14 protein-coding genes are annotated in these 19,347 nt (G+C 66.2%); 10 read left to right on the top strand and 4 right to left on the bottom strand.

Translation table 11 applies throughout. The features are described from left to right. The first annotated feature begins 72 nt into the window (after window positions 1-72). From ALTAJ2_RS07555 to ALTAJ2_RS07540, 4 genes are all read left to right on the top strand, one after another. Complete coding sequence (locus ALTAJ2_RS07555) at window positions 73-669, top strand: DUF7344 domain-containing protein (protein WP_007109222.1); 597 nt, start codon at window positions 73-75, stop codon at window positions 667-669. 564 nt (window positions 670-1,233) lie between these two features. Further along, window positions 1,234-2,391 (top strand): Gfo/Idh/MocA family protein, encoded by a 1,158-nt coding sequence (locus ALTAJ2_RS07550; RefSeq protein ID WP_007109223.1) that lies wholly within the window; start codon window positions 1,234-1,236, stop codon window positions 2,389-2,391. Between the two features lie 34 nt (window positions 2,392-2,425). Further along, window positions 2,426-3,889 (top strand): flippase, encoded by a 1,464-nt coding sequence (locus tag ALTAJ2_RS07545; protein WP_007109224.1) that lies wholly within the window; start codon window positions 2,426-2,428, stop codon window positions 3,887-3,889. Between the two features lie 331 nt (window positions 3,890-4,220). Then, window positions 4,221-6,290, top strand: coding sequence for a right-handed parallel beta-helix repeat-containing protein (locus tag ALTAJ2_RS07540; RefSeq protein WP_007109225.1), 2,070 nt, complete (start codon window positions 4,221-4,223; stop codon window positions 6,288-6,290). Window positions 6,291-6,905: 615 nt separating this feature from the next. Here ALTAJ2_RS07540 and ALTAJ2_RS07535 read toward each other — a convergent pair. Together ALTAJ2_RS07535 and ALTAJ2_RS07530 are read right to left on the bottom strand one after the other, a co-directional pair. After that, window positions 6,906-7,856 carry a hypothetical protein gene (locus ALTAJ2_RS07535; RefSeq protein ID WP_049900240.1) on the bottom strand — a complete coding sequence of 317 codons (951 nt, stop codon included), beginning with the start codon at window positions 7,854-7,856 and terminating at the stop codon, window positions 6,906-6,908. A gap of 513 nt (window positions 7,857-8,369) precedes the next feature. Next, window positions 8,370-10,163: a hypothetical protein gene (locus ALTAJ2_RS07530; RefSeq protein ID WP_007109227.1), complete on the bottom strand. Its 1,794-nt coding sequence runs from the start codon at window positions 10,161-10,163 to the stop codon at window positions 8,370-8,372. Window positions 10,164-10,521: 358 nt separating this feature from the next. On the opposite strand from ALTAJ2_RS07530, the gene ALTAJ2_RS07525 reads away from it, so the two are divergent. Together ALTAJ2_RS07525 and ALTAJ2_RS07520 are read left to right on the top strand one after the other, a co-directional pair. Beyond that, window positions 10,522-11,829 carry a hypothetical protein gene (locus tag ALTAJ2_RS07525; protein ID WP_007109228.1) on the top strand — a complete coding sequence of 436 codons (1,308 nt, stop codon included), beginning with the start codon at window positions 10,522-10,524 and terminating at the stop codon, window positions 11,827-11,829. Window positions 11,830-11,944: 115 nt separating this feature from the next. Then, window positions 11,945-13,339: a PAS domain-containing sensor histidine kinase gene (locus ALTAJ2_RS07520; RefSeq protein ID WP_049900299.1), complete on the top strand. Its 1,395-nt coding sequence runs from the start codon at window positions 11,945-11,947 to the stop codon at window positions 13,337-13,339. Here ALTAJ2_RS07520 and ALTAJ2_RS07515 read toward each other — a convergent pair whose 3' ends face one another. Together ALTAJ2_RS07515 and ALTAJ2_RS20250 are read right to left on the bottom strand one after the other, a co-directional pair. After that, window positions 13,340-14,932 (bottom strand): alkaline phosphatase family protein, encoded by a 1,593-nt coding sequence (locus ALTAJ2_RS07515; protein WP_050031445.1) that lies wholly within the window; start codon window positions 14,930-14,932, stop codon window positions 13,340-13,342. 74 nt (window positions 14,933-15,006) lie between these two features. Further along, entirely contained in the window at window positions 15,007-15,141 is a 135-nt protein-coding gene (locus tag ALTAJ2_RS20250; protein ID WP_275574378.1) for a hypothetical protein, read from the bottom strand. 60 nt (window positions 15,142-15,201) lie between these two features. Between ALTAJ2_RS20250 and ALTAJ2_RS07510 the strand changes: the two genes are divergently transcribed. The 4 genes from ALTAJ2_RS07510 to ALTAJ2_RS07495 all read left to right on the top strand — a co-directional run bounded on the left by ALTAJ2_RS07510 (window position 15,202) and on the right by ALTAJ2_RS07495 (window position 19,270). Further along, window positions 15,202-16,134 (top strand): polysaccharide deacetylase family protein, encoded by a 933-nt coding sequence (locus ALTAJ2_RS07510; RefSeq protein ID WP_049900353.1) that lies wholly within the window; start codon window positions 15,202-15,204, stop codon window positions 16,132-16,134. Window positions 16,135-16,245: 111 nt separating this feature from the next. Further along, the gene (locus tag ALTAJ2_RS07505) at window positions 16,246-17,367 is read left to right on the top strand and encodes a Gfo/Idh/MocA family protein (RefSeq protein ID WP_007109233.1); all 1,122 of its coding nucleotides are present in this window, start codon (window positions 16,246-16,248) and stop codon (window positions 17,365-17,367) included. Next, window positions 17,364-18,293 carry a DUF362 domain-containing protein gene (locus tag ALTAJ2_RS07500; protein WP_007109234.1) on the top strand — a complete coding sequence of 310 codons (930 nt, stop codon included), beginning with the start codon at window positions 17,364-17,366 and terminating at the stop codon, window positions 18,291-18,293. Before ALTAJ2_RS07505 ends, ALTAJ2_RS07500 begins: the two co-directional genes overlap by 4 nt. Further along, entirely contained in the window at window positions 18,290-19,270 is a 981-nt protein-coding gene (locus ALTAJ2_RS07495; RefSeq protein WP_007109235.1) for an NAD-dependent epimerase/dehydratase family protein, read from the top strand. The genes ALTAJ2_RS07500 and ALTAJ2_RS07495 overlap by 4 nt, the downstream gene beginning before the upstream one ends. Window positions 19,271-19,347 lie beyond the last annotated feature (77 nt).

Below are 19,347 nucleotides of genomic sequence, written 5' to 3'. Positions count from 1 at the left end.
CTCCGGTGACGGGGAGCAGGTCCGAACGGTGCCGACCTCGAATGGTGTCTCTACAACCGGAGGGTCGTCGTAATGTCCTCGATCGATACGTCGCTACCCGACGAGATCGCCTCGGTCGCCGACGCCGACGAGGACGAACGCCTCTCGAAGGACGTCATTTTCGAACTCTTAAAGAATCGCCGCCGACGGGAAGTCCTCGCGTACTTGCTCGACGCCGACGAAACGGTTACCCTCGGTGAACTGGCCGAACAGATCGCCGCCTGGGAGAACGATACCGAGGTCAACGCGCTCAGTTCCGATCAGCGGAAACGCGTCTACGTCGCCCTCTATCAGACCCATCTGCCGAAGATGGACGACGCCGGCATCGTGGAGTACGACCAGGACCGGGGCCTGATCTCGCTCGCTGACAACGCGGACCTGCTGATGATGTATCTCGATACGGACAGCCACCGACAGGACCGGTGGGATCGATGGTACGCCGCCCTCAGCGTGGTCGGGGCCGCCCTCCTCGGCGCAGCGGCGCTCGGCGCACCGCTGCTCTCGACACTCCCGATGCTCGGTCTCGCTGGCACCGTCGTCGTCGCCTTCTTCTGTCTCTCGGTCGCTCACGTCGTTTGGAACCGCTCGCAAGAACGGACCGTCGACGGCAAACTGTCCCGGATCGAGTGACTCGACGTTCGTGACGGCGCTCCCGTGTCCCGAGCCCGCGATGACTCTCCCGTCAGCCCGTCCGCTCGAGTGACGGTCGTCCCGTTCGGCGAGTCGCTGCGTTCCTGACACACCATCGCTCGAGTGCTGCGTACTGGGGCCAGCGCGGCCACCGCTCGACGCCAGCGGCACGCCGCCGGCTCTCGATTCGGCCACCCTCGTCTCGGATCGCCGAGAAGGTTTTTTATCACGCGATTACGTACGTTCGATTGGCTCCCGACGACCGTCATCCGATACCGGAGCAGTCGCGTGCCAGCAGCTGTTCCCGGCGCGGGAGCCGTCTTTCGAATCGTACCGCCTTGGCCACCGAGCCCTACCCCCCGGAGTGACCCGTCCTCGAGTCGCGACTCGACGAGGGACCGTTTTCCGTTCGTTTCGGCTCCGGATCGGGGGAACGGTCGGGATCGACGGCGTCGACCCTCGGTTTCGGTAGCAGGTCCATACCCGGTCGCCGTCCCGAGGGCGAGTTAGGGTTCGTGAAGTAATCGGACTAAAACTAATGACCGGCGTCCTGTCCGTCCGCTCATGGTCGTTCGAACCGCAGTCGTCGGCGCAGGAACGGTCTCGCGAGCCCACCTCGCGGGAGCGCGGAACAACCCCGAGATGGAACTGGTCGCGGTCTGTGACCTCGACGAGGACCTGGCCAGAGAGCGGGCGCGGGAGTTCGGGACGATGGCCGTCACGGACGTCACCGAACTGCTCGACGAACTCGACTGTCTACACGTGTGTACGCCGGTCCAGACGCACTTCGACATCGCTCGGCAGGCGATCGAAGCCGGCGTCGCCGTCATCATCGAGAAACCCGCCACCGTCACCGCCGAGGAGGTCGAGCAGTTGCAGGCGCTTTCCCGCGAGCACGACACGCCCGCGACGGTCATCCACAACCACCTGTTCTATCCGGCGGTTCGCACGGCACGGGAGCTGATCGACGACGGCGAACTCGGCCACATCAAGTCCGTTGACACCCTCTATGCGGGACTGACGCCGCCCGATCAGGTCAACCGCGGGTCGTGGGTGTTCGAACTACCCGGTGGCGAGTTCGAGGAGGGACTGCCACACCCGATCTACTCGCTCCTCGGCATCGGCGGCTGGCCGGAACGCGACGACGACATCTCCGCACAGACCGTCCTCTCGGACCATTACGAGGAGGACTTCGAATACGATCAGGCGCAAGTCCAGTACGTCTCCGAGGACGGCGCGCTCTGTACCGTGACGATGCTCTCGGGAACGCTTCCCCAGCGCCTCCACGTGATCACCGGCTCCGAGAAGTCCCTCGTGGTCGACGAGATCAATCAGTCGCTCTACGAGGTCGACGAGGACTACACCTCCTCGGTCATCGCCCGCTCGAAGAAGAGCCTCGACGTCTCGCTGGCCCAGGTCACCAGCACGCTCGAGAACGCGAAATCGGTCGCTACCTCCCGGCTCGACGATAGCTGGGAGGCGGAGACGGAGACGAACTCCCACTGTGCGATCTTCGACGGGTTCGTCGATGCGATCGAAGGTGACGCCGACGTGCCGGTGCCCCTCGAGCAGTCGAAGTGGACGATCCGTATCATGGAGACCATTCGCGACGCCGCAAAGCCCCGTCCGGAGGCGGACGGAACGGAGACGGCGGACGCGGCGGACGGCGACGACGCGGCCGAGGCGACCGCCGACGCCGAGTCCGTCTCGACCGACCTCTAGAAACTCCCGGTAGCCCAGCCGTTCCTCGCTTCCAATGTCACTGTCACAGCGTATCGTCCGCGGAGTCAAGGCCACGTTCGGCGCTGAACTGCTTCGACTCGGCGCGCAAGGGGCCATCACCCTGTTGCTCACGCGGGTGTTCCTCTCGCCCGACGAGTACGGACTCATCTTCCTCGCCATCGCGGTCTTCTCGATCGCGACCCTCTTCGGGACCCTCGGGATCCCGAAGTCGATGGCGAGGTTCGTCACGGAGTACCGGGAAACGGACGACACCCAGATCCGCCACATCGTCCGGTCCTCGATCGCGTTCAACGTCGTCACCGTCGGGCTCGTCTGCGTCCTGTTCTTCCTCTTTCGCGGCACGATCGCAGCCGCGTACGGCGAGCCGCGGTTAGAGCCCTTGCTGGCGCTCGGCATCGCTTTCATCGTCGTCAAGGTCGCCCACGGCTACCTGCTGATCGCGTTCCAGGGCTTTGGCGAAGTCACCCTGACCGCCGCGACCAGTACGGTCTCGAGCGTCGGCCGACTCGGCTTCATCGTGCTCTTCCTGATCGCCGGCTTCGGCGCGTACGGCGCGCTGGCCGGCTTCGTCGCCGGATATCTGGTCTCCGTCGCCGTCGGCGGATACTTCCTCTACCGAATCCTCTCGTCGTATCCCGCGACCGAATCCCCGGAACCCGGCCTCTCGACGCGGATCGGCAGGTACAGTCTCCCGCTGACGGCCTCGCAGGGCGCGAACGTGCTGTACAAGCGTGTCGACACGCTGATGGTCGGGTTCTTTCTGACGCCGGTCGCGGTCGGCTTCTACGAACTCGCCAAACAGATCTCCACGTTCGTGATCGCGCCCGCCGACTCGCTCGGTTTCACCGTCGCACCGACGTTCGGCGAGCACAAGTCGTCCGACCGACTCGAGCGCGCCGCTCGGGTGTACGAACAGTCGCTCGAGTACGTTCTCTTGGTGTATCTGCCGGCGGTCGCCGGCATCGTCCTCCTGGCGGAACCCGGGGTCCGGTTCGTCTTCGGCGACGCGTACGCCGGGACCGCACCGGTCCTGCAGGTGTTCAGCGTCTTCGTCTTGTTTCAGGCGATCGACAAGATCACCAACGACAGCCTCGATTACCTGGGTCGGGCGACCGAACGCGCGGTCGGAAAGGGACTCACGGGCGCGTTGAACTTCGGGCTGAACCTCGTCTTGATCCCGGCGATCGGCGTCGTCGGCGCGGCGACGTCGACGGCGCTCTGTTACGCGCTCATGGTGTGTTACAACGTCTATCTTATCGATCGGGAACTCGCCTTGCACTGGCGGCGACTCGCGACATCGATCGCGACGGCCGGCGGCGTGACGGTCGCGATGACCGCCGCCGTCGTCGCGTTACAGCCGTTCGTCACCGGACTCGTTACGCTGCTTGCGGTCATCGCCGTCGGCGTCGCAGTCTGGGCGGTGCTTTCCGTCGCGAGTGGTCTCGTCGACATCTACGAGATCAGGACCCACATCTGACTCGTCTCGCCGTCGACGACCGTCGTGTGTGCGCGCTGTTCCGGACGCGGTCGACTCCGAGCGGGTCGGCGCTCGATGACCGGACCAAAACCCCTAACGTGTTCGATAGCAGTAATACTTGACTGATCGACAGCCGAGAGTGTCAGTGTGTCCGGACGAAGCGTCGGTAAAACGGTATTACCGCGACGCCGTACTGCGGTTTCAATATAAAACATACAACCCATAATTCCCTATACTAACCAACAAACATCGACGAATGTCTGAATCTCTGTTTATTTTATACAGATCTAAGCGGAAAGTTTATGGGGACATATTCTCCTTAACCGAACGCATGGCACGCGACAATTCGGTATTGGATGATGGCGATTCCGCGGATAACGCCCTCGAAAGCAGTGATACGAGCGGTAATAACGAATTACTCGACCGTCGCTCGTATCTGAAGCTGACTGGTGCGGCGTCCGTGATCGGCGGCGGGTTCGCGACCGGTACCGCGGCCGCGCAGGACGACTACGAAGTCATCGAGGCGTCCAACGAGTGGTACACCATCGACGACGGTGAGGTTTTCGAGAACAAGATCATCGACTTTTCGAACGGCAACTGGTTCGGGCTTTACGCTCGAGAGTCGACGAACTGGACGATCCGGAACGTCGGCTTCGTCGGGACCCACCGCTACGACAGACACGCGATCGCGGTCGCCGACGTCGACGGCAACACGTCGACGATCGAAAACGTCTACATGGGCGACGGCTGTGTGCGCCCGAGCAGCTACAGTTCCCACGGACAGTGTGGGATCTGGGTCGCGCCGGAACACAGCGGGCACATCGACATTCGGCACTGTAACGTTCAGGACTGGCCCAACAACGGGATTTACGCGTCCGCGCCCGGGTACAACGGCAACGGCGGCACGGTCCACATCGATCGCTGCTACGCGGCGAACAACTACGTCTCGAGTTTCCGTCTCAGTTCCGACGGCTCGAAGTGTACGGACTCCGTCGCGTACAACGACGGCGACGGCCGCTACAACGGTCGGTGTTTCTGGGGCTGGAACCCCGGCCGGATGGAGGTCACGGGCTGTGACTTCAGTTCCGGTTCCTACAACGACGCGATCCACCTCGGCCGAAACGGCGAGACGACGCGGATCCGCATCGCGGACACGCAGTTCGATGGCATCAGCCAGCGCGGTGACGTTCGCCTCACCCGCGGGGACGGACTCGGCTCGAACCCCGACCTCTCGATGCCCGACGGGGTACCGACCTCGGCTGCGGAGGCCGCAAGCGGCGGCTCGTCCGGCGGTCAGTCCGGCAGCGAGTCGTCGACCGACGACTCCGACGGTTCGTCGCTGGCGAACACGGTCGTCTTCGACGGGAACGGCACGTCGGACACGACGAGCTACGAATTCGTCGTCAGCGAGGCGGTCGAGCCCAGCACCGACGAGAACGCGACGATCGACGCGGCGGCCTCGGTCGACGGCACCCGCGCCAGCGGTACCGTCGCCGACTACCTCGACGCGTTCCGCTTCGACGGGGAAATCGAGCGCCTGTCCGTCGACGGCGACGCGACCGTTCGGGTCAACGGCGTCGAGATCGATCCCGCGGATATCGACGACGTTCTGGACGACATCATCGTCATCGACGGGAGCGACGAGGACGTGACTCGCTACGAGTTCACCGTCAGCGGCGAGGCCGAACGGAGCGGGTACGACGGTGCCTCGATCGACGACGAGGATGCCATCGAAGACGGCACCGTCTACGGTGTCGTCGCCGACTGGAAGGACGCCTTCCGGTACAGCGGCGAGATCGACCAACTGACCGTCGACGGCCCCGGCACCGTTTCCATCAACGGCGACCGTGTCGATCCCGCCGACTACGGGACCGACTTCCCCCACGTCCTCGAGGTAGAGGGGACGGGAACCCCGGTCGGCTTCGAGATCACGGTCGACGGCGACATCGAACTCGCTTCCGACGAAGCGCCGGAAGACGAGGCGACGACGATCTCCGGCTCGACGGTCCAGAGCACCGTCACCGACGGCAGCCTCCGGTTTCGCTTCTCCGGGACGCTGACCGACGTCTCGCTGATCAACGGGACGCCCACCATCACGGTCGACGGCGACGAGATCGATCTCGAGGAGTACGGCGACCCCGAACTGCTCCCACACGCGGTCGTCTTCGACGGGACCGAAACGGCCGAGCCGAGCACGTATTCGTTCCGCGTCGACGGGAAGGTCATCCAGGCCGAGTACCGCGACGCGTCGGTCAACGAGAACGATATCGTCGAGGATACGACGGTCCGCGGCGGCGTCGGCAACTGGCTCGACGCCTACTGGTTCGACGGCGATATCGAGGACTTCCGGATCCTCGGCGACGCGACGGTCGACGTGCAGTACAACGCGCGCGAACAGTAAGCCGGCGTCGGTCACTGACGCAGCGTCAGTGAGCCGCGATGCGGGACCTGTGATCGGCGCGATCCATACTCGTTTTGTGCGTTCCGGTTCGATTCTCGGGACGCGAGAACCCACCAGCCACGGCCCGCTGCCGTAACCGGCTCGTGGTCGCCGTCGGGGGTTGATGTACACTCGCGGGAAGACGCTATCACTCTCGTACCGCTCTCCTCCCGATTACGGTTCTCCCACCCGATCCGCATCACCACCGTCTGTCGGTCGCTGTCGACCGCGACCGACGACAGCGGCCACGACCGGTACGGACGTACTCCGTTCTCGAGTCGACTCTCTGAACGCCGACCGTTCGCTGGCGTCGGAGTCTCGGCCGTTCCGTCGTGCTGTCGCGGTCGGCCCGCGAGACCGTGGAGAGGCGCGGCTGGTCAGTGTATCGCTCGAGTCAGGTCCGAAAAACGAGACGGAAACCGGTCGCGCGGATGGTGTCCGCGTACCGAGCGTCACGCGGTGGAGGGCGTCACGTCAGCGGGGGCCGAAACGGCGTGTGAGAGGGTACGTACACGCGGTGGAGGGTAGACTCGGTCGCGTCAGCGAGTCGGTGCTCCGCGAAAACGGGCAGCGTCGTTACTTCTGCGAACCGGACGCGGCTTCTTCGGGGCTCGTCGGGACGCCCTGCGGGATGAACGCCTCGGGGTCGGTCCCGACGCCGTCGCCGAGCTGGACGTTCGAACCGGCGTGTTCGGCGATGCCGGCCCCGTCGTCGTAGTCGGTGTTCGTGACGGCGATCTCGGTCGGGTTCCCGTTCGCACCGGCGTCGATAGCGGTGTTCTGTCCGTTCATCTCGATCTGGCAGTCCTCGACCTCGATCGTCCCCGGGGCCCAGCCCCAGATACCGCGGCCGACGTACCCGTGACTCCCGTCGACGTAGACGCTCGAGTTCGTGACCTTGCTCCCTTCGGTGGCCAGTCGGAAGTGCGAGACGTAACAGTTCGCGGCGAAACTGCTGTCGATGTGGATCGTCCCACCGCCCTTGGTGCCGGGTGCGGAGCCGTAGATCGCGTTGTCCGCGAAGTTCTGGATGTTGACGTTCTCGAAGTCGATGTGCCCGTTGTGGTCCGGCGCGACCCAGAAGGCCGTCTGCCCGTGGCCGTTCGGGTTCCCGTTCCCGGTGCTCGAGCCGTCCCCGAGGTAGACGTTCTCGACGGTACAGGTGCCGCCGCTCGTGTCGGAGATGCCGAACGTGGCGGTCCCGGTGCCGGAAGTGTTCTCGCCTTTGAAACCGACGTTCCGGATCGTCCAGTCGCTGCTATGGGCGGTGACGATGATGTCCTGACCGGTCGTCATGTCGATGAGTTTGTTCTCCCAGGTCTCACCGGCGTCGATGGTGATCGTCTGTCCCTCGGCTTCGATGACCTCGTAGTCGTCCTGAGCGGCGGCCGTGCCGGCCCCGCCGATCGCGGTCGCCGCGGTCGCCACGGCGGCGAGCGAGCGAACGTAGTTACGGCGGCTTAATCCGCTATTACGGCCTGCAGTCGGAGTGGATTCCGTCTCGGACGTACGGGGGTTCTGCGCCATACATGTCCGTAACTCCGTCTTACACACATAAACTTTTTCTTGGAGCTATGGCTTAAATTTACAGAATATATTTCTAACACTGGGTATTGAGACACAATCTACCGACATTCGTCCACGAATCTATGAACGAATTGATGACAGTTTCCGTGGCCGTAATCGACCCTTTGTCGAGGAAACGAGAGCGTGTCGAGCGGAGAGGCGCTCTCGACCCCGAACCCGACGGGGAAGACGAACGCGGGCGCTCGCCGTCGCCGACACCGTTTCGGACGGACAGTTCCGTCTTTCTCGAGTCGTAAGCAGTTCTTACCGACCGTTCCGACCGGTCTCGGTGGTCCGGATGGGGTACGTCGGTCTCGAGTCGACGGCGTGTCCCGTCACGGGACGGTCAATCCGAAACGCGCTCGCGTGCGCGAAGTGATCCCCCAGTTCGTCGTGGGATCGCGAGCCGACGTCGGCCGACACTCGCTCGCTCCGTCAGCAGTGGCAGCAGCGGCCGGCGGAACGGGAGCGTCGCTACGACCCGCTCCTGATGGCGTACATCTCGAACTCGTCGTTCGAGACGACCTTGTTCGCGATCGGGTCGGTATCGAGCCCCTCGAGTGCGGCTTCGCGGTAGTTGAGTTCCTGATAGACGTCGATCTCTTTCGTTCTGTCCCACTCCGTGAAGACGAAGTAGTACTCGTCGGTCGGATAGGCCCCGCTGTAGTTGCCCGCCGAGAACACGGTCGCGTTGACGGTTCCCGTGGCCGCCGACGCGCCACCGACGGTATCGCCGCCGCCCGGGATACCGTTGATGCCGTGATCGTATCGGTAGGGGTCGTACCCCATCCCCGCGTAGGGAACGCCCTCGGCCCCGTGATCCAGGCCGTCCTCGTAGCCGCTCATCATTTCGGGAGTCACGTGCTGGCCCGGGTTGTAGATCAGCGGCGACGCGAACACCGTGAGCAGCCCGAGCACCAGACAGCAGCCGAGAACCAGCGCGGTGACCGCGTTCGCGCCCGGTCTCGTGAGTAGGCTCGAGAGCCCGCCCGTGAACTGTGCCAGCGCGATGCCGGCGAGGATCGTCAGGAGGACGTAGATGAAGCCGACCTGTCGGAACGCCATCGTGGGCGTTCCGACGAAGTACACGGCGAACAGGCCGCCCAGCGGAACGAGCCCGATGCTGACGTAGTTGACGACGGATCTGCTCTCGGCGTCGAGGCTCGTCCGACCGAGCCAGACGGCCAGGACGAACAGGCCGACGAGGAGTCCGATGATCGCGGCATCGAGGAACATCTTCACGAAGAGCTCGGCGAGGCTCCCGCCGATGTCGGTCAGCGACGATCCTCGCTGGTCGACCTCGGCCCCGGCACCGACGTCCTGCGAGAGCAACCCGTACACCAGCCCGGTCGCGGCGCTTCTGAACCGTTCGTTCCCCAGCGCCCAGAGCCCGAACATCCCGCCGAGGACGATCGTGTGCGCGTACGTCGTCGGGTGCTCGAGCATCGGGTGCTCGTCGAACCGCCGGCGAGCGAGGAACTGCACGCCGCTGATCGCGGCGACGAGGACGATGATATTGAACATCTGCTGGGGGTGGACCAACAGGAGCGTGAGGCCGGTCAGATAGACGAGGACGCTGAACGGCGACAGCCCGAACGGGAGTCGTTCGACCGTCGATCGTCGCCGGAGGTAGGTGACGAGCGCGAAGACGACGGGCGGAACCAGAAAGAGTGCGTTCGAGTTGGTATGGACGCCCATGAACGTCGCGATGTTGTTGACCGGGAGGACCATCCAGGAGACGATCGCGGACAGCCCGACCGCCAGTCCGCTGCCGGCCATATCGCGGACGGCGAGCGGAACGAAGACGACGAACGGAACGAAGAGCACGACCATCGCGATCAGGAGTCCGCGTTCGATCGGGACACCGCCGACGACGTGAAACACCGTCGCGATGGCGTGTAACCCCGGATAGAACAGTTCGTGGGGCGCGGTTCCCCCGGAGACGATGTCTCGGGTCCAGCCCAGATGCGTCATCGCGTCGCCCATCCCGGCGAAGCGATAGTTCCGGATCACGGGGAGGCTCACGATGGCGGTCACCGTCGTCCCGCCCAGCGCGATCCCGTACCCCTGTCGGCGACCCCGACAGGACAGGGTCGTCCCGACTGCGATGGCGAGCGCGAACGCGAACACGACCCAGGTGCTCGTCGGCGAGCCCACGTACACCGAGGACTCGTAGGCCGTCGCCGGGTTCGCTCTCGCGATGAGGGTGCCGACCGCGACTGCGAGAAACCCGACCGCGACCGTCACGTTGAGCGTCGATCGTCTCATCTCATCCCACCGCGTTCGTCCGGGCCAGTCTCGGTACGCATCTCTCGAGCCAGTCGTCGGCGCTGGCGAGGTTTGTTATCCGGCACCTACCCTCGAAATCAGCTCGGGAGGCGAGTGCCACGCCGTACGGCCGGCGTCGCGTCCGAACTTTCGCCCCGCGGGCCTCCCTCGAGCGCGCGAGTCGCGTTCGCTCGGCCGAAAACGGGGCGGGCAGGAACCCCGCAGTCGAAGTATCCGGTCCCTATCGAGTCGGGACAGTCAGCTATGGCTGCATTTCTCGAGCGCTGATCGATCAACGGTTCCGGTCGTTTTTGTAGTCGGTCGTGGTCCGCTCACTCGAGCGCGAGACGTCTTCACTATGTCATCGATCCGCATCGACCGACTGACGGCCGACAGTGGAACCCTCGAGTGCTCGATTCGAGCCACGTCAGACCTCGAGCGGTTCTTCACCGACGAATCGTTCCGCACCGACTACGACGTTCCGATCGCGGCCGTTCCCGACGGCGTGCTCGCGATCCCGGTCCTCGCGCAGGTCTGTCCCGTTGCATGGGCCAACGGGGCCGATATCTACGTCGACGAGGTCGACGCGACGTTCGCGCGCGCCCTTGCGGACGTCAAGACGACCCTGTGTGAGATGCACGACTTCCTCGAAGGTGGGACCCTCTACGCGCGGCGGACCATCGACCCGGACCCGGAGCCGGGCGACGGGAGCGGACTGCTCTTTACCGGCGGCGTCGACTCGACGTGTTCGTACGTCCGCCACCGGGAGGAGTCGCCGACGGTGATCAGCATTCGGGGCTGGACGATTACCCCCAGCCCCGACGACGACGGGAAGTGGGACGCGCTGCGAACGCGCGTCTCGCGGTTCGCCGACGACCACGACTGTGAGACCGCGTTCGTCGAGTCGAACATGCTGTCGTTTCTCGACCATGCGATGCTGTTGGCTCACTACAAACGGCACGTCGACGGCGGCTGGTACAGCTCCGTCGGCCACGGGCTGGGGCTGCTCGGTCTCTGTGCCCCGATGGCCTACGCGCGCGGGATGACAGATCTCTACGTCGCCGCGACTCACTGGGACGGCATCGACCTCGAGTGGGGCTCGCGGCCCGACATCGACGAGCACGTCCGGTGGACCGGGACGCGGTGTCACCACGACGGCTACGAACTCACCCGACAGGAGCGGCTCGATGTCATCGCCGATTACGTCCGCAGCGAGGAGCCGACGCTGCAACTCCAGACCTGCAACGACCGAATGGACGGGAACTGCGGCGGGTGTGAAAAGTGTTACCGAACTGCCGTCGGGCTTCGTCTCTCGGGCCTCGAGCCGGCCGATCACGGCTATCCGTTCGCCGAGGGGGACTACCGTCGGCTCCGGCGGTCCCTCGAGCGCGGCGAGTGGGTGCTCGGCCAGGACGAGCGTCACATGTGGGCGGACATCCGCGAGCGCGCCCGCGACACGGACCCGGCCACGCCGGCCGAACGGGCCTTCTTCGAGTGGCTCGCTGGCGTCGATCTTGACGACCTGATTTCGGCGTCCGAACCGCCGCTCACCCATCGGCTCCTCCGTGCTGGCGCGAGAAACGCCCCCACACCCGTCTACAACACCGTGTACCCGGCCTGGATGGCGGCGAAAACCGGCCTGCAACGCGTCCGTTCGGATCGATAGCGTTCGGCTCGACATCTCGTTGGGAACCCGCTCGAACCGCGTCGGTCCGCCTCCGTCCGGTCACGCTCCCACCACGCTTTTCCTCCGCTACGGGAAACTGTACCACAGTATCGCGATGACCGTCGAACTCGGCGATCTGGCTTCCGTCCTGCTCGAGCACGCCCAAGACAAGCTCGCCATCGTCGATACGGACGGCACGTACGTCTACCTCAACGCGGCGAGCGATCCGATCCTCGGCTACGAGCCGGCGGCACTCGTCGGCGAGCCGTCCGCGGCGTACATCCACCCCGACGACCGGCGAGCCGTCGCGGATCGGCTCGAGCGGGTCAGTGCGACGGGAGCGTCGTCGACGGTCCGCTATCGCCACGCGACCGCGGACGGCGGGTGGGTGTGGCTAGAGAGTCGCGTGACGAACCTGCCGGACGCGGCGCTCGACGGCTACGTCGTCAGCTCGCGGGACATCTCCGATCAGGTGACCGCGGAGCAGGAACGCCGCGACGCCGAGAGCAGACTGCGAACGATCGCCGGCACCGTCGGCGACGTACTGTGGATGTTCGACGGCGACTGGTCGGAACTGCTGTTCGTCAACCCCGCCTACGAGGACGTCTTCGGTCAACCGGTCGCCGATCTCGAGGCCGATCCCCAGCAGTTCCTCGAGGTTGTCCATCCCGACGACGTTCCGTGCGTCCGAGAGGCGATGGATCGCGCCTCGGCCGGCGAATCCGTCGACGTGGAGTATCGCGTCAACCCGGATGCGGAGTACAGCCACTGGGTCTGGGTTCGCTCCGAACCGATCATCGAGGACGGCGACGTCGTCCGCATCGTCGGCTTCTCCCGAGACATCACCGACCGGCGGCGACGGGAACGCCAGCTCGCAGTCATGGACAACCTGCTCCGGCACAATCTGCGAAACGACATGGCCGTCATCCTCGGCAACGCCGAGTGTATCGCCCGGGAGGGCGACGCTCCGTCTCGCGGGCGGGCGGAGATCATCCGCAACCAGGGACGGGATCTCCTCGAGAGCGCGGACAAACAACGCGACATCATCGACCTCCTCACTGATCGGGCGGTGCCGGAGCCGATCGATCTCGCCGCGGTCGTCACTGACGCGGTCGAGACGATCCGGGAGCGGTATCCGAACGCGACGATCGAAACGACGCTGCCGGCGTCAGCGACCGCAACCACCCTCCACGAGATCGAGTTGGCCGTCACGGAACTCCTCGAGAACGCTGCCCAACACGAACCCGACGGCCAACCGGAGCTGTCGGTTACCGTCAGTTCAACCCCGGAAACGGTCGCCGTCGTCGTTCGAGACAACTGCCCGCCGATTCCGGAGGTCGAGTTTCGCGTCCTGACCGGCGACTGGCAGATGGACGACGTCTATCACACGTCCGGACTGGGGCTGTGGCTCGTCTACTGGACCGTCGATCTCTCCGGGGGCCGTATCGCCTTCGAACGAACCGAGAACGGCAACGCGATCACCGTGACGGTGCCGCGCAGCCGGTCCTGATCACTCCATATAGCCCAGTCCCTTCAGCCGATCCGCCACGTCGTCGAAGTCCTCCTCGACCGCCTCGTCGCTCTCGATCCGATCCACCGTCGTCCGCTCGACCTTGGTCGCGGCCGGCGTGCTCTCGTCGTCGAAGGCGTCGAAGAGGACCCGCCCGTCCGCGTTGTCCGGCACTGGCTCGCCGATCCCGTGTAGCAGCGTCGGCGCGATGTCGACCACTCGAGCCCCGCGCAGGGTCGCGCCGGACGCGATCGACGGGCCGCGACAGAGGACGATCCCGTCGTTGCGGTGGCTCGCGTCGTAGGTCCCCGTCTCGCCGCAGATCTCGGTTGCCATCCCGCTGCGAGATTCGTACACGCCGCGGCCACAGACCACCAGGTCCGGCGACCCCTCGTCAGTCGGGAACAGGTCGTCCCCGTCGTGGACGACCAGCAGCGGATCGCCGTCGTCGTCGGTAGCCGACTCGAACGCGGCCCTGAGGTCGGCCTTTACCTCGGGCACTTCGCTCGGCGAGACGATGCCGCTGTCGAAGCGCTCCGTGTCGTTGATATAGCAGTTGCCCGTGTCGTGGACGAAGGCGACGGTACGGTCGTAGTCGACGTCGTAGAGGGCGTGATCGCCGGGGATCTGCTCGGCGACGGAGTCGACCAGCCGTCGGGGCAGCGACTGGACGAGGGTTTCCTCGGTGATTCCGACCCGGTTGAGCGCCCCGGTGATGGCGTCTCGAGAGATGCCGAGGCTCGCGAGCGCCCCGCGGGTACCCTCGTCCTCGCGCCGGAACAGGTACCCTTCCTGCTCCAAGATGCGGTTGACGTAGACGAGCCCCTCGATCGGGCCGAAGCCGTGGTCGGAGACGACGTAGAGGTCCGCGTCGTGGTCGTCCGCGTACGCCATGACGTCGCCGAGTATCTCGTCGAGTTGCGCGTAGTGGGCGCGCAGTCGGTCCATGTCCCAGACGAGGTGCTGGAACCGGTCGGGCGCGGTGTAGACGAAGAAGAACAGCTGCCAGTCGTCGCCGGCGCGGTCCATCTGGATTTCCATGAGGTCGCGGCGGTTCGCGAGTACGTCGTCGACGGCGTCCTCGAAGTCGTCCGGCCGGTCGGCGTACTCGGGATAGTCGAGGCTGATCTCGTAGTTCGGGATCCGGGAGTCGATCTCGGCTTGCAGCTCCGGCGGATGGGTAAACTCACGGTCCGTCGAGGGCGTCATCATCCCCGTGACCATGGTGCCGTTGATCTCGCGGGCCGGATACGTCATCGGGACGTTTCCGACGTGGGCCGGCCCGAGTTGATCCCAGAGGGCCGGTTGTGCGAGATCGCGGCTCGTATACATCTCGTGGCTGTATTCGGACGAGAGGTTCTGAAAGCCGTAGATTCCGTGTTTGTCCGGCCACACCCCCGTGGCGATCGACGGCCACGCGAGCGGCGTCGTCGGCGGACGAGTGCTGTCGAGCGTTCCGGATGCACCCTCGTCGCGCATCCGAGCGAAGTTCGGGAGGGCACCCTCGTCGCTCCATTGCTCGATGAATCTCCACGGCACGCCGTCGAGTCCGAGCACGAACGCTCGCTCGGAGGAAGTCGTAGATCCGCTCATGCTTGGTGTATGAGACGTCGAAGACGCCTGCTGTCCGGGCGGTTGCCGGGTGAGCGCTTTGTTATAGAGCGGTTTCAGCCAGCGGCCGCCTCGAGCCGTCGCTGTTCGGTGGCGTTAACTCGTCGGTCAGTGTGCGAGGCGGTCTCGTCGTCCCGCGCTCGATTCGCACGGCTCGCGATCGTCAGCCACCGGCCCAACAGGACATCCATAACAAAGCCACCCACCCACGACGGTCCGGATATGAGACGCATTCAAGCGTGGTGGGATCCGTGGGTAGCGTCGTAATGTCGCTCGACGCGGAACTCGGCTGGGGCTTTCACGACTTTGCGACGCCGCCGGCGGACCGCGTCGAGGCCGGCCGCCGCGGCTGGTCGGTCATGCTGGACCTGCTCGAGGAATTCGACGTCCCGGCGACGTGGGCCGTCGTCGGCCACCTCATGCTCGAGACCTGTGATGGGACGCACGCCGATCATCCGGCCCCCGAGGGCTGGTTCGAGCGCGAACGGAACACGTGGGCCGACCGTGAGGACCTCCGATACGGTCCCGACCTCGTCGCCGACGTGCTCGCGTCCGACGCCGGACACGAGTTCGCCAGCCACTCCTTTTCCCACGTCTTGTTCGGCCGTGCGGAGACGGACCGCGAACTCGCCGACGCCGAACTCGAGCGCAGCCGAGAACTCGCGGCCGACTGGGATCAGTCGATTGACTCGTTCGTCTATCCGCGCAACGACGTGGGACACCGAGACGTATTGGCCGACCACAGTGTGACCGCCTACCGCGGGCGGTCGCCGACCAGGGACGGCGTTCGGGGCGTCTTCGACTCGACGGTTCGCGACCGGTCGATGCTGGTCGAACCGACCATCGACGAGTACGGACTGGTCAACGTGCCGGCCTCGATGTTCCTCTTCGGGTTCGAAGGTCCGGCCCGGACCGTCGCCGAGTCGATCTGGGCGGACCCGATGGTCGCCATGGCTCGCCGCGGAATCGACGAGGCGGCACGCACTGACCGGCTCTTTCACATGTGGCTCCATCCGAACAACCTGACCCACGAGCGGGACGACCGCCGCATGCGGGCGATCCTGTCGTACCTCGACCGCCAGCGGTCGGCGACCGATCTCACCGTCGAGACGATGGCCGACGTCGCCCGTCGCGTCGCGGGTCCCCGGAGTAGCGCCGAACGGGCGACGGCGAGCTGGCAGTGAATCACGGCCGCCGTCGCCGTCGACAGCAGGCAGCCGAAGGCGTCCGCTACTCGTCCGCCCGGGCGGGTACGGCGACGATAACAAAGCCCGCAGCCCGCCGAATGCGGGCAGATGGCACTACCGTTTTTACACCGATGGACCGATTCGGACGCCCTCTCGCTGGGCCTCCTCGGGGTCGGCAACATCGGCATGGTACACCTGAAATCGGCGGTCGCGATGCCGGCCGTCGACGTCGTCGCGGCCGCCGACGCGCGGCCGGAGAATCGCGCTCGAGCCCGGAACGACGGTGTCTCCCGCACGTACGACGACTACGAGGCGTTGCTCGACGCGGAAGCCCTCGACGCGGCCGTCGTCGCCTTACCGCCGTTCCTCCACGCCGACGCCGTCGAGCGGGCCGCCGAGGCCGGCGTCGACGTCTTCGTCGAGAAGCCGCTCGCCCGCTCGACGGCTGAGGCCGATCGGCTGCTCGAGACTGCCCGCGAGGCCGGAATCGCCGTCGGCGTCGACCACACGCTGCGCTACCAGCCCGATATGATGGGCGTCAAGGAGGCCTACGACGAGGGCGGCGTGGGTCACGTTCCCTACGCCTCGATCACGCGGCTCAACGACCACCCACTCGGTCGGCCCCCCGCCGGTGACGCGCCGCCGGAATGGCCCATGGACCCCGAGGCCGCCGGCGGCGGTTCCCTCGTCGAACTCGGCGTCCACTGCTTCGATGTCCTCGAGTGGCTGTTCGGCGACCTCGAGATCAAGGACGCCTCGATGGGACGGACGCTCGAGACCGAGGCCGAGGACGCCGCCACCGTGCTCATGAACGCACCGGAGACGGGCACGACGATCACGCTCCACTGTGGCACCTACCAGTGGGAACAGCTCCCGGAAGTCAACACTCGGCTGCGTCTCGAGGGTGTGACGGGGACGATCAGCAACCGGGAGCACCTGCCGACGAACTTCTACGCCGGCGCGGCGACATCCGCGCTGTCGAACGTCGCGAGCCGATTCACGAGCGACGAGCCGGACGTCTTCGGTCCGACCTTCTACCTGCAGGCCCACTACGACGCCCTGGCGGACTTCTGTGACGCGATTCGCGAGGGCGAGCGGCCACCGGTCGACGGCGAAGACGGTCGCCGAACGCTCGCGCTCGCCGAAACGGCCTACGAACTGGCCGCGGCGGACGCGGCGGCGGACGCGGACGATCCGGACGGTCTCGAGGCCCCGGAGGTGTCCCCGTGAGCACCGCATCGGTTCGCGCGGCCGCCATCGACGCCGCCGAACGCCGCGGCGGTTGGGTTCCCGACATCGACGCCCGTATGGCCGCGCTCCAGTCGCCGGTTCGAACCGTTCTGGAGCCAGCCTTCGAGGCGCTCGCCGAGGCCGATCGGGTGACGCTCGTTCCCGACGCACACTACCCCTTCCACCCGTCGTCGGGCATGGTCACCGATCCCGCCGTCGTCGGCGCGATCGTCGCCCGTCTCGAGCGGGAGACGGACGCCGACGTCGCGGTCGCCGGCGCGAGCGACGACCGCATTTCGTTCGACCGGACGGCGCGGTATCTCGGCTACGAGGGTCTTCTCGAGCGGTTCGAGGCGTCGCTTGCCGATCTCGCCGACGACTCTCGTACCGGCGATTTCTGTGCGATCGCGGACGAGTCGATCGCGCTCTCGGTCCCGAACCGTCTCGCGGAGGGAACCGTGGTCGTCGTTCCGTCGCTCCGGCCGACCGCGGACGGGCCGGTCGCGGGCGCGATGCGGACGCTCGACGCCCTCGTCGACTGTGATGCGGGACCCGATCGAGCCCCCGTCGCGGCGACGCGGGCCGTCGATCCCGCGGTCGCCGTCCTCGATGCGACGACCGCCTACGGCGGCGACCCCGTCGCGGGGAACGCGCTGTTCGCGGGCTCGGCCCCTGCCGTCGACGCCGTCGCAACTACCTTGCTCGACCGCTCGCTCGCGGCCGACGGGGCGCTCGAGACCGCACGCGGCGACCGCGGGCCGATTTCCGTCGCGGGCGACGCCGACTTCGAGGCGCTGCGAGCGCGACTCCCCGACGGCGAGTTGCCCCCGGCGGACGACACCCATCCCGCCGTGTCGACCGCCTACCGCGTCTACGCGGCGGTGACCGGCGACGCCGTCCCGCCGCAACTCGAGGGCGACCGATGACCGGGAGGATCGAACCGGGGACGGCGGCGGTCACCGGAGCGACCGGGTTCCTCGGCTCGCGGCTCTGTGAGCGCCTGCTCGAGGAGGGCTGGACGGTTCGCGGACTCAGTCGGCCGAGCTCGGATCGGGGCGACCTCAGCGACGTCGACTGGTTCGTCGGCGATATCTTCGACGGCGAGACGCTGCGGGAACTCGTCGACGGGGCCGACGCCGTCTTCCACCTCGCGGGGGTCGGCCTCTGGAGCGCCGGCCCCGAGACCGTCTGGGCGGTCAACCGCGACGGCACGGAACGGGTGCTCGAGGCCTGTCGCGACGGCGACGTGGGACGAGTGGTGTTCACCAGTACCGCTGGGACGCGCCGTCCGCAGGGAGACGACGTCTTCGCGGACGAGACGGACGTGGCCGAGCCGATCGGGGCCTATCAGGCCTCGAAAGCAGAGGCGGCGGCCCTGGTCGATCGGTACGCCGACGCCGACGGGGACGCCGTGACCGTTCACCCGACCTCGATCTTCGGCCCCGGCGACGAGGCGTTCACCGCCCAACTGCTTTCGATGGGCGTCGACCGGACGATGCCAGCCCACCTCCCCGGCGGCCTGAGCATCGTCGGCGTCTCGGACGTCGTCGACGGCCTCCTGGCCGCGGCCGGCCGTGGAACCAGCGGCGACCACTACATCCTCGGCGGCGAGAACCTCACTTACGACAGCGCCGTCTCCCGGATCGCCAACGCCGTCGACGGCTCGCCCGCCCGCATCCGCGTTCCCGCGACGGCGATCCACGCCGCCGGCCCCGTCGCGGAAGTCGTTGACGCCGTCGCCGACCGGCGCGTGTTCCCATTCGATCGAGACATGGCCCGTCTCGCAACCCGGCGGCTGTTCTACAGTTCGAAGAAAGCCAGCGAGGAACTGGGGTACGAGTACCGGCCGCTCGAGGCCCACCTGCCCGAGACCATGGCGTGGTATCGAACGGCAGTCAGGTAGTCGGCCCTTTGCGATCGAAACGCGGGTCGGCCGATCGGTCCCGGAAGACGCTTTCGACCGCCCGGACCACGCGATCC

This window comes from Natrinema altunense (assembly GCF_000731985.1).
Lineage (GTDB): Archaea > Halobacteriota > Halobacteria > Halobacteriales > Natrialbaceae > Natrinema > Natrinema altunense.
The sequence above is the reverse complement of the archived record's forward strand: the minus strand, read 5'-3'. Positions and strand labels throughout refer to the sequence as shown.

Bases quoted from the DNA above. Each gene is read 5' to 3' on its own strand.
- ALTAJ2_RS07555 (WP_007109222.1), top strand. From the start codon at position 73: ATGTCCTCGATCGATACGTCGCTACCCGACGAGATCGCCTCGGTCGCC.
- ALTAJ2_RS07550 (WP_007109223.1), top strand. From the start codon at position 1,234: ATGGTCGTTCGAACCGCAGTCGTCGGCGCAGGAACGGTCTCGCGAGCC.
- ALTAJ2_RS07545 (WP_007109224.1), top strand. From the start codon at position 2,426: ATGTCACTGTCACAGCGTATCGTCCGCGGAGTCAAGGCCACGTTCGGC.
- ALTAJ2_RS07540 (WP_007109225.1), top strand. From the start codon at position 4,221: ATGGCACGCGACAATTCGGTATTGGATGATGGCGATTCCGCGGATAAC.
- ALTAJ2_RS07535 (WP_049900240.1), bottom strand. From the start codon at position 7,856: ATGGCGCAGAACCCCCGTACGTCCGAGACGGAATCCACTCCGACTGCA.
- ALTAJ2_RS07530 (WP_007109227.1), bottom strand. From the start codon at position 10,163: ATGAGACGATCGACGCTCAACGTGACGGTCGCGGTCGGGTTTCTCGCA.
- ALTAJ2_RS07525 (WP_007109228.1), top strand. From the start codon at position 10,522: ATGTCATCGATCCGCATCGACCGACTGACGGCCGACAGTGGAACCCTC.
- ALTAJ2_RS07520 (WP_049900299.1), top strand. From the start codon at position 11,945: ATGACCGTCGAACTCGGCGATCTGGCTTCCGTCCTGCTCGAGCACGCC.
- ALTAJ2_RS07515 (WP_050031445.1), bottom strand. From the start codon at position 14,932: ATGAGCGGATCTACGACTTCCTCCGAGCGAGCGTTCGTGCTCGGACTC.
- ALTAJ2_RS20250 (WP_275574378.1), bottom strand. From the start codon at position 15,141: ATGGATGTCCTGTTGGGCCGGTGGCTGACGATCGCGAGCCGTGCGAAT.
- ALTAJ2_RS07505 (WP_007109233.1), top strand. From the start codon at position 16,246: ATGGCACTACCGTTTTTACACCGATGGACCGATTCGGACGCCCTCTCG.
- ALTAJ2_RS07495 (WP_007109235.1), top strand. From the start codon at position 18,290: ATGACCGGGAGGATCGAACCGGGGACGGCGGCGGTCACCGGAGCGACC.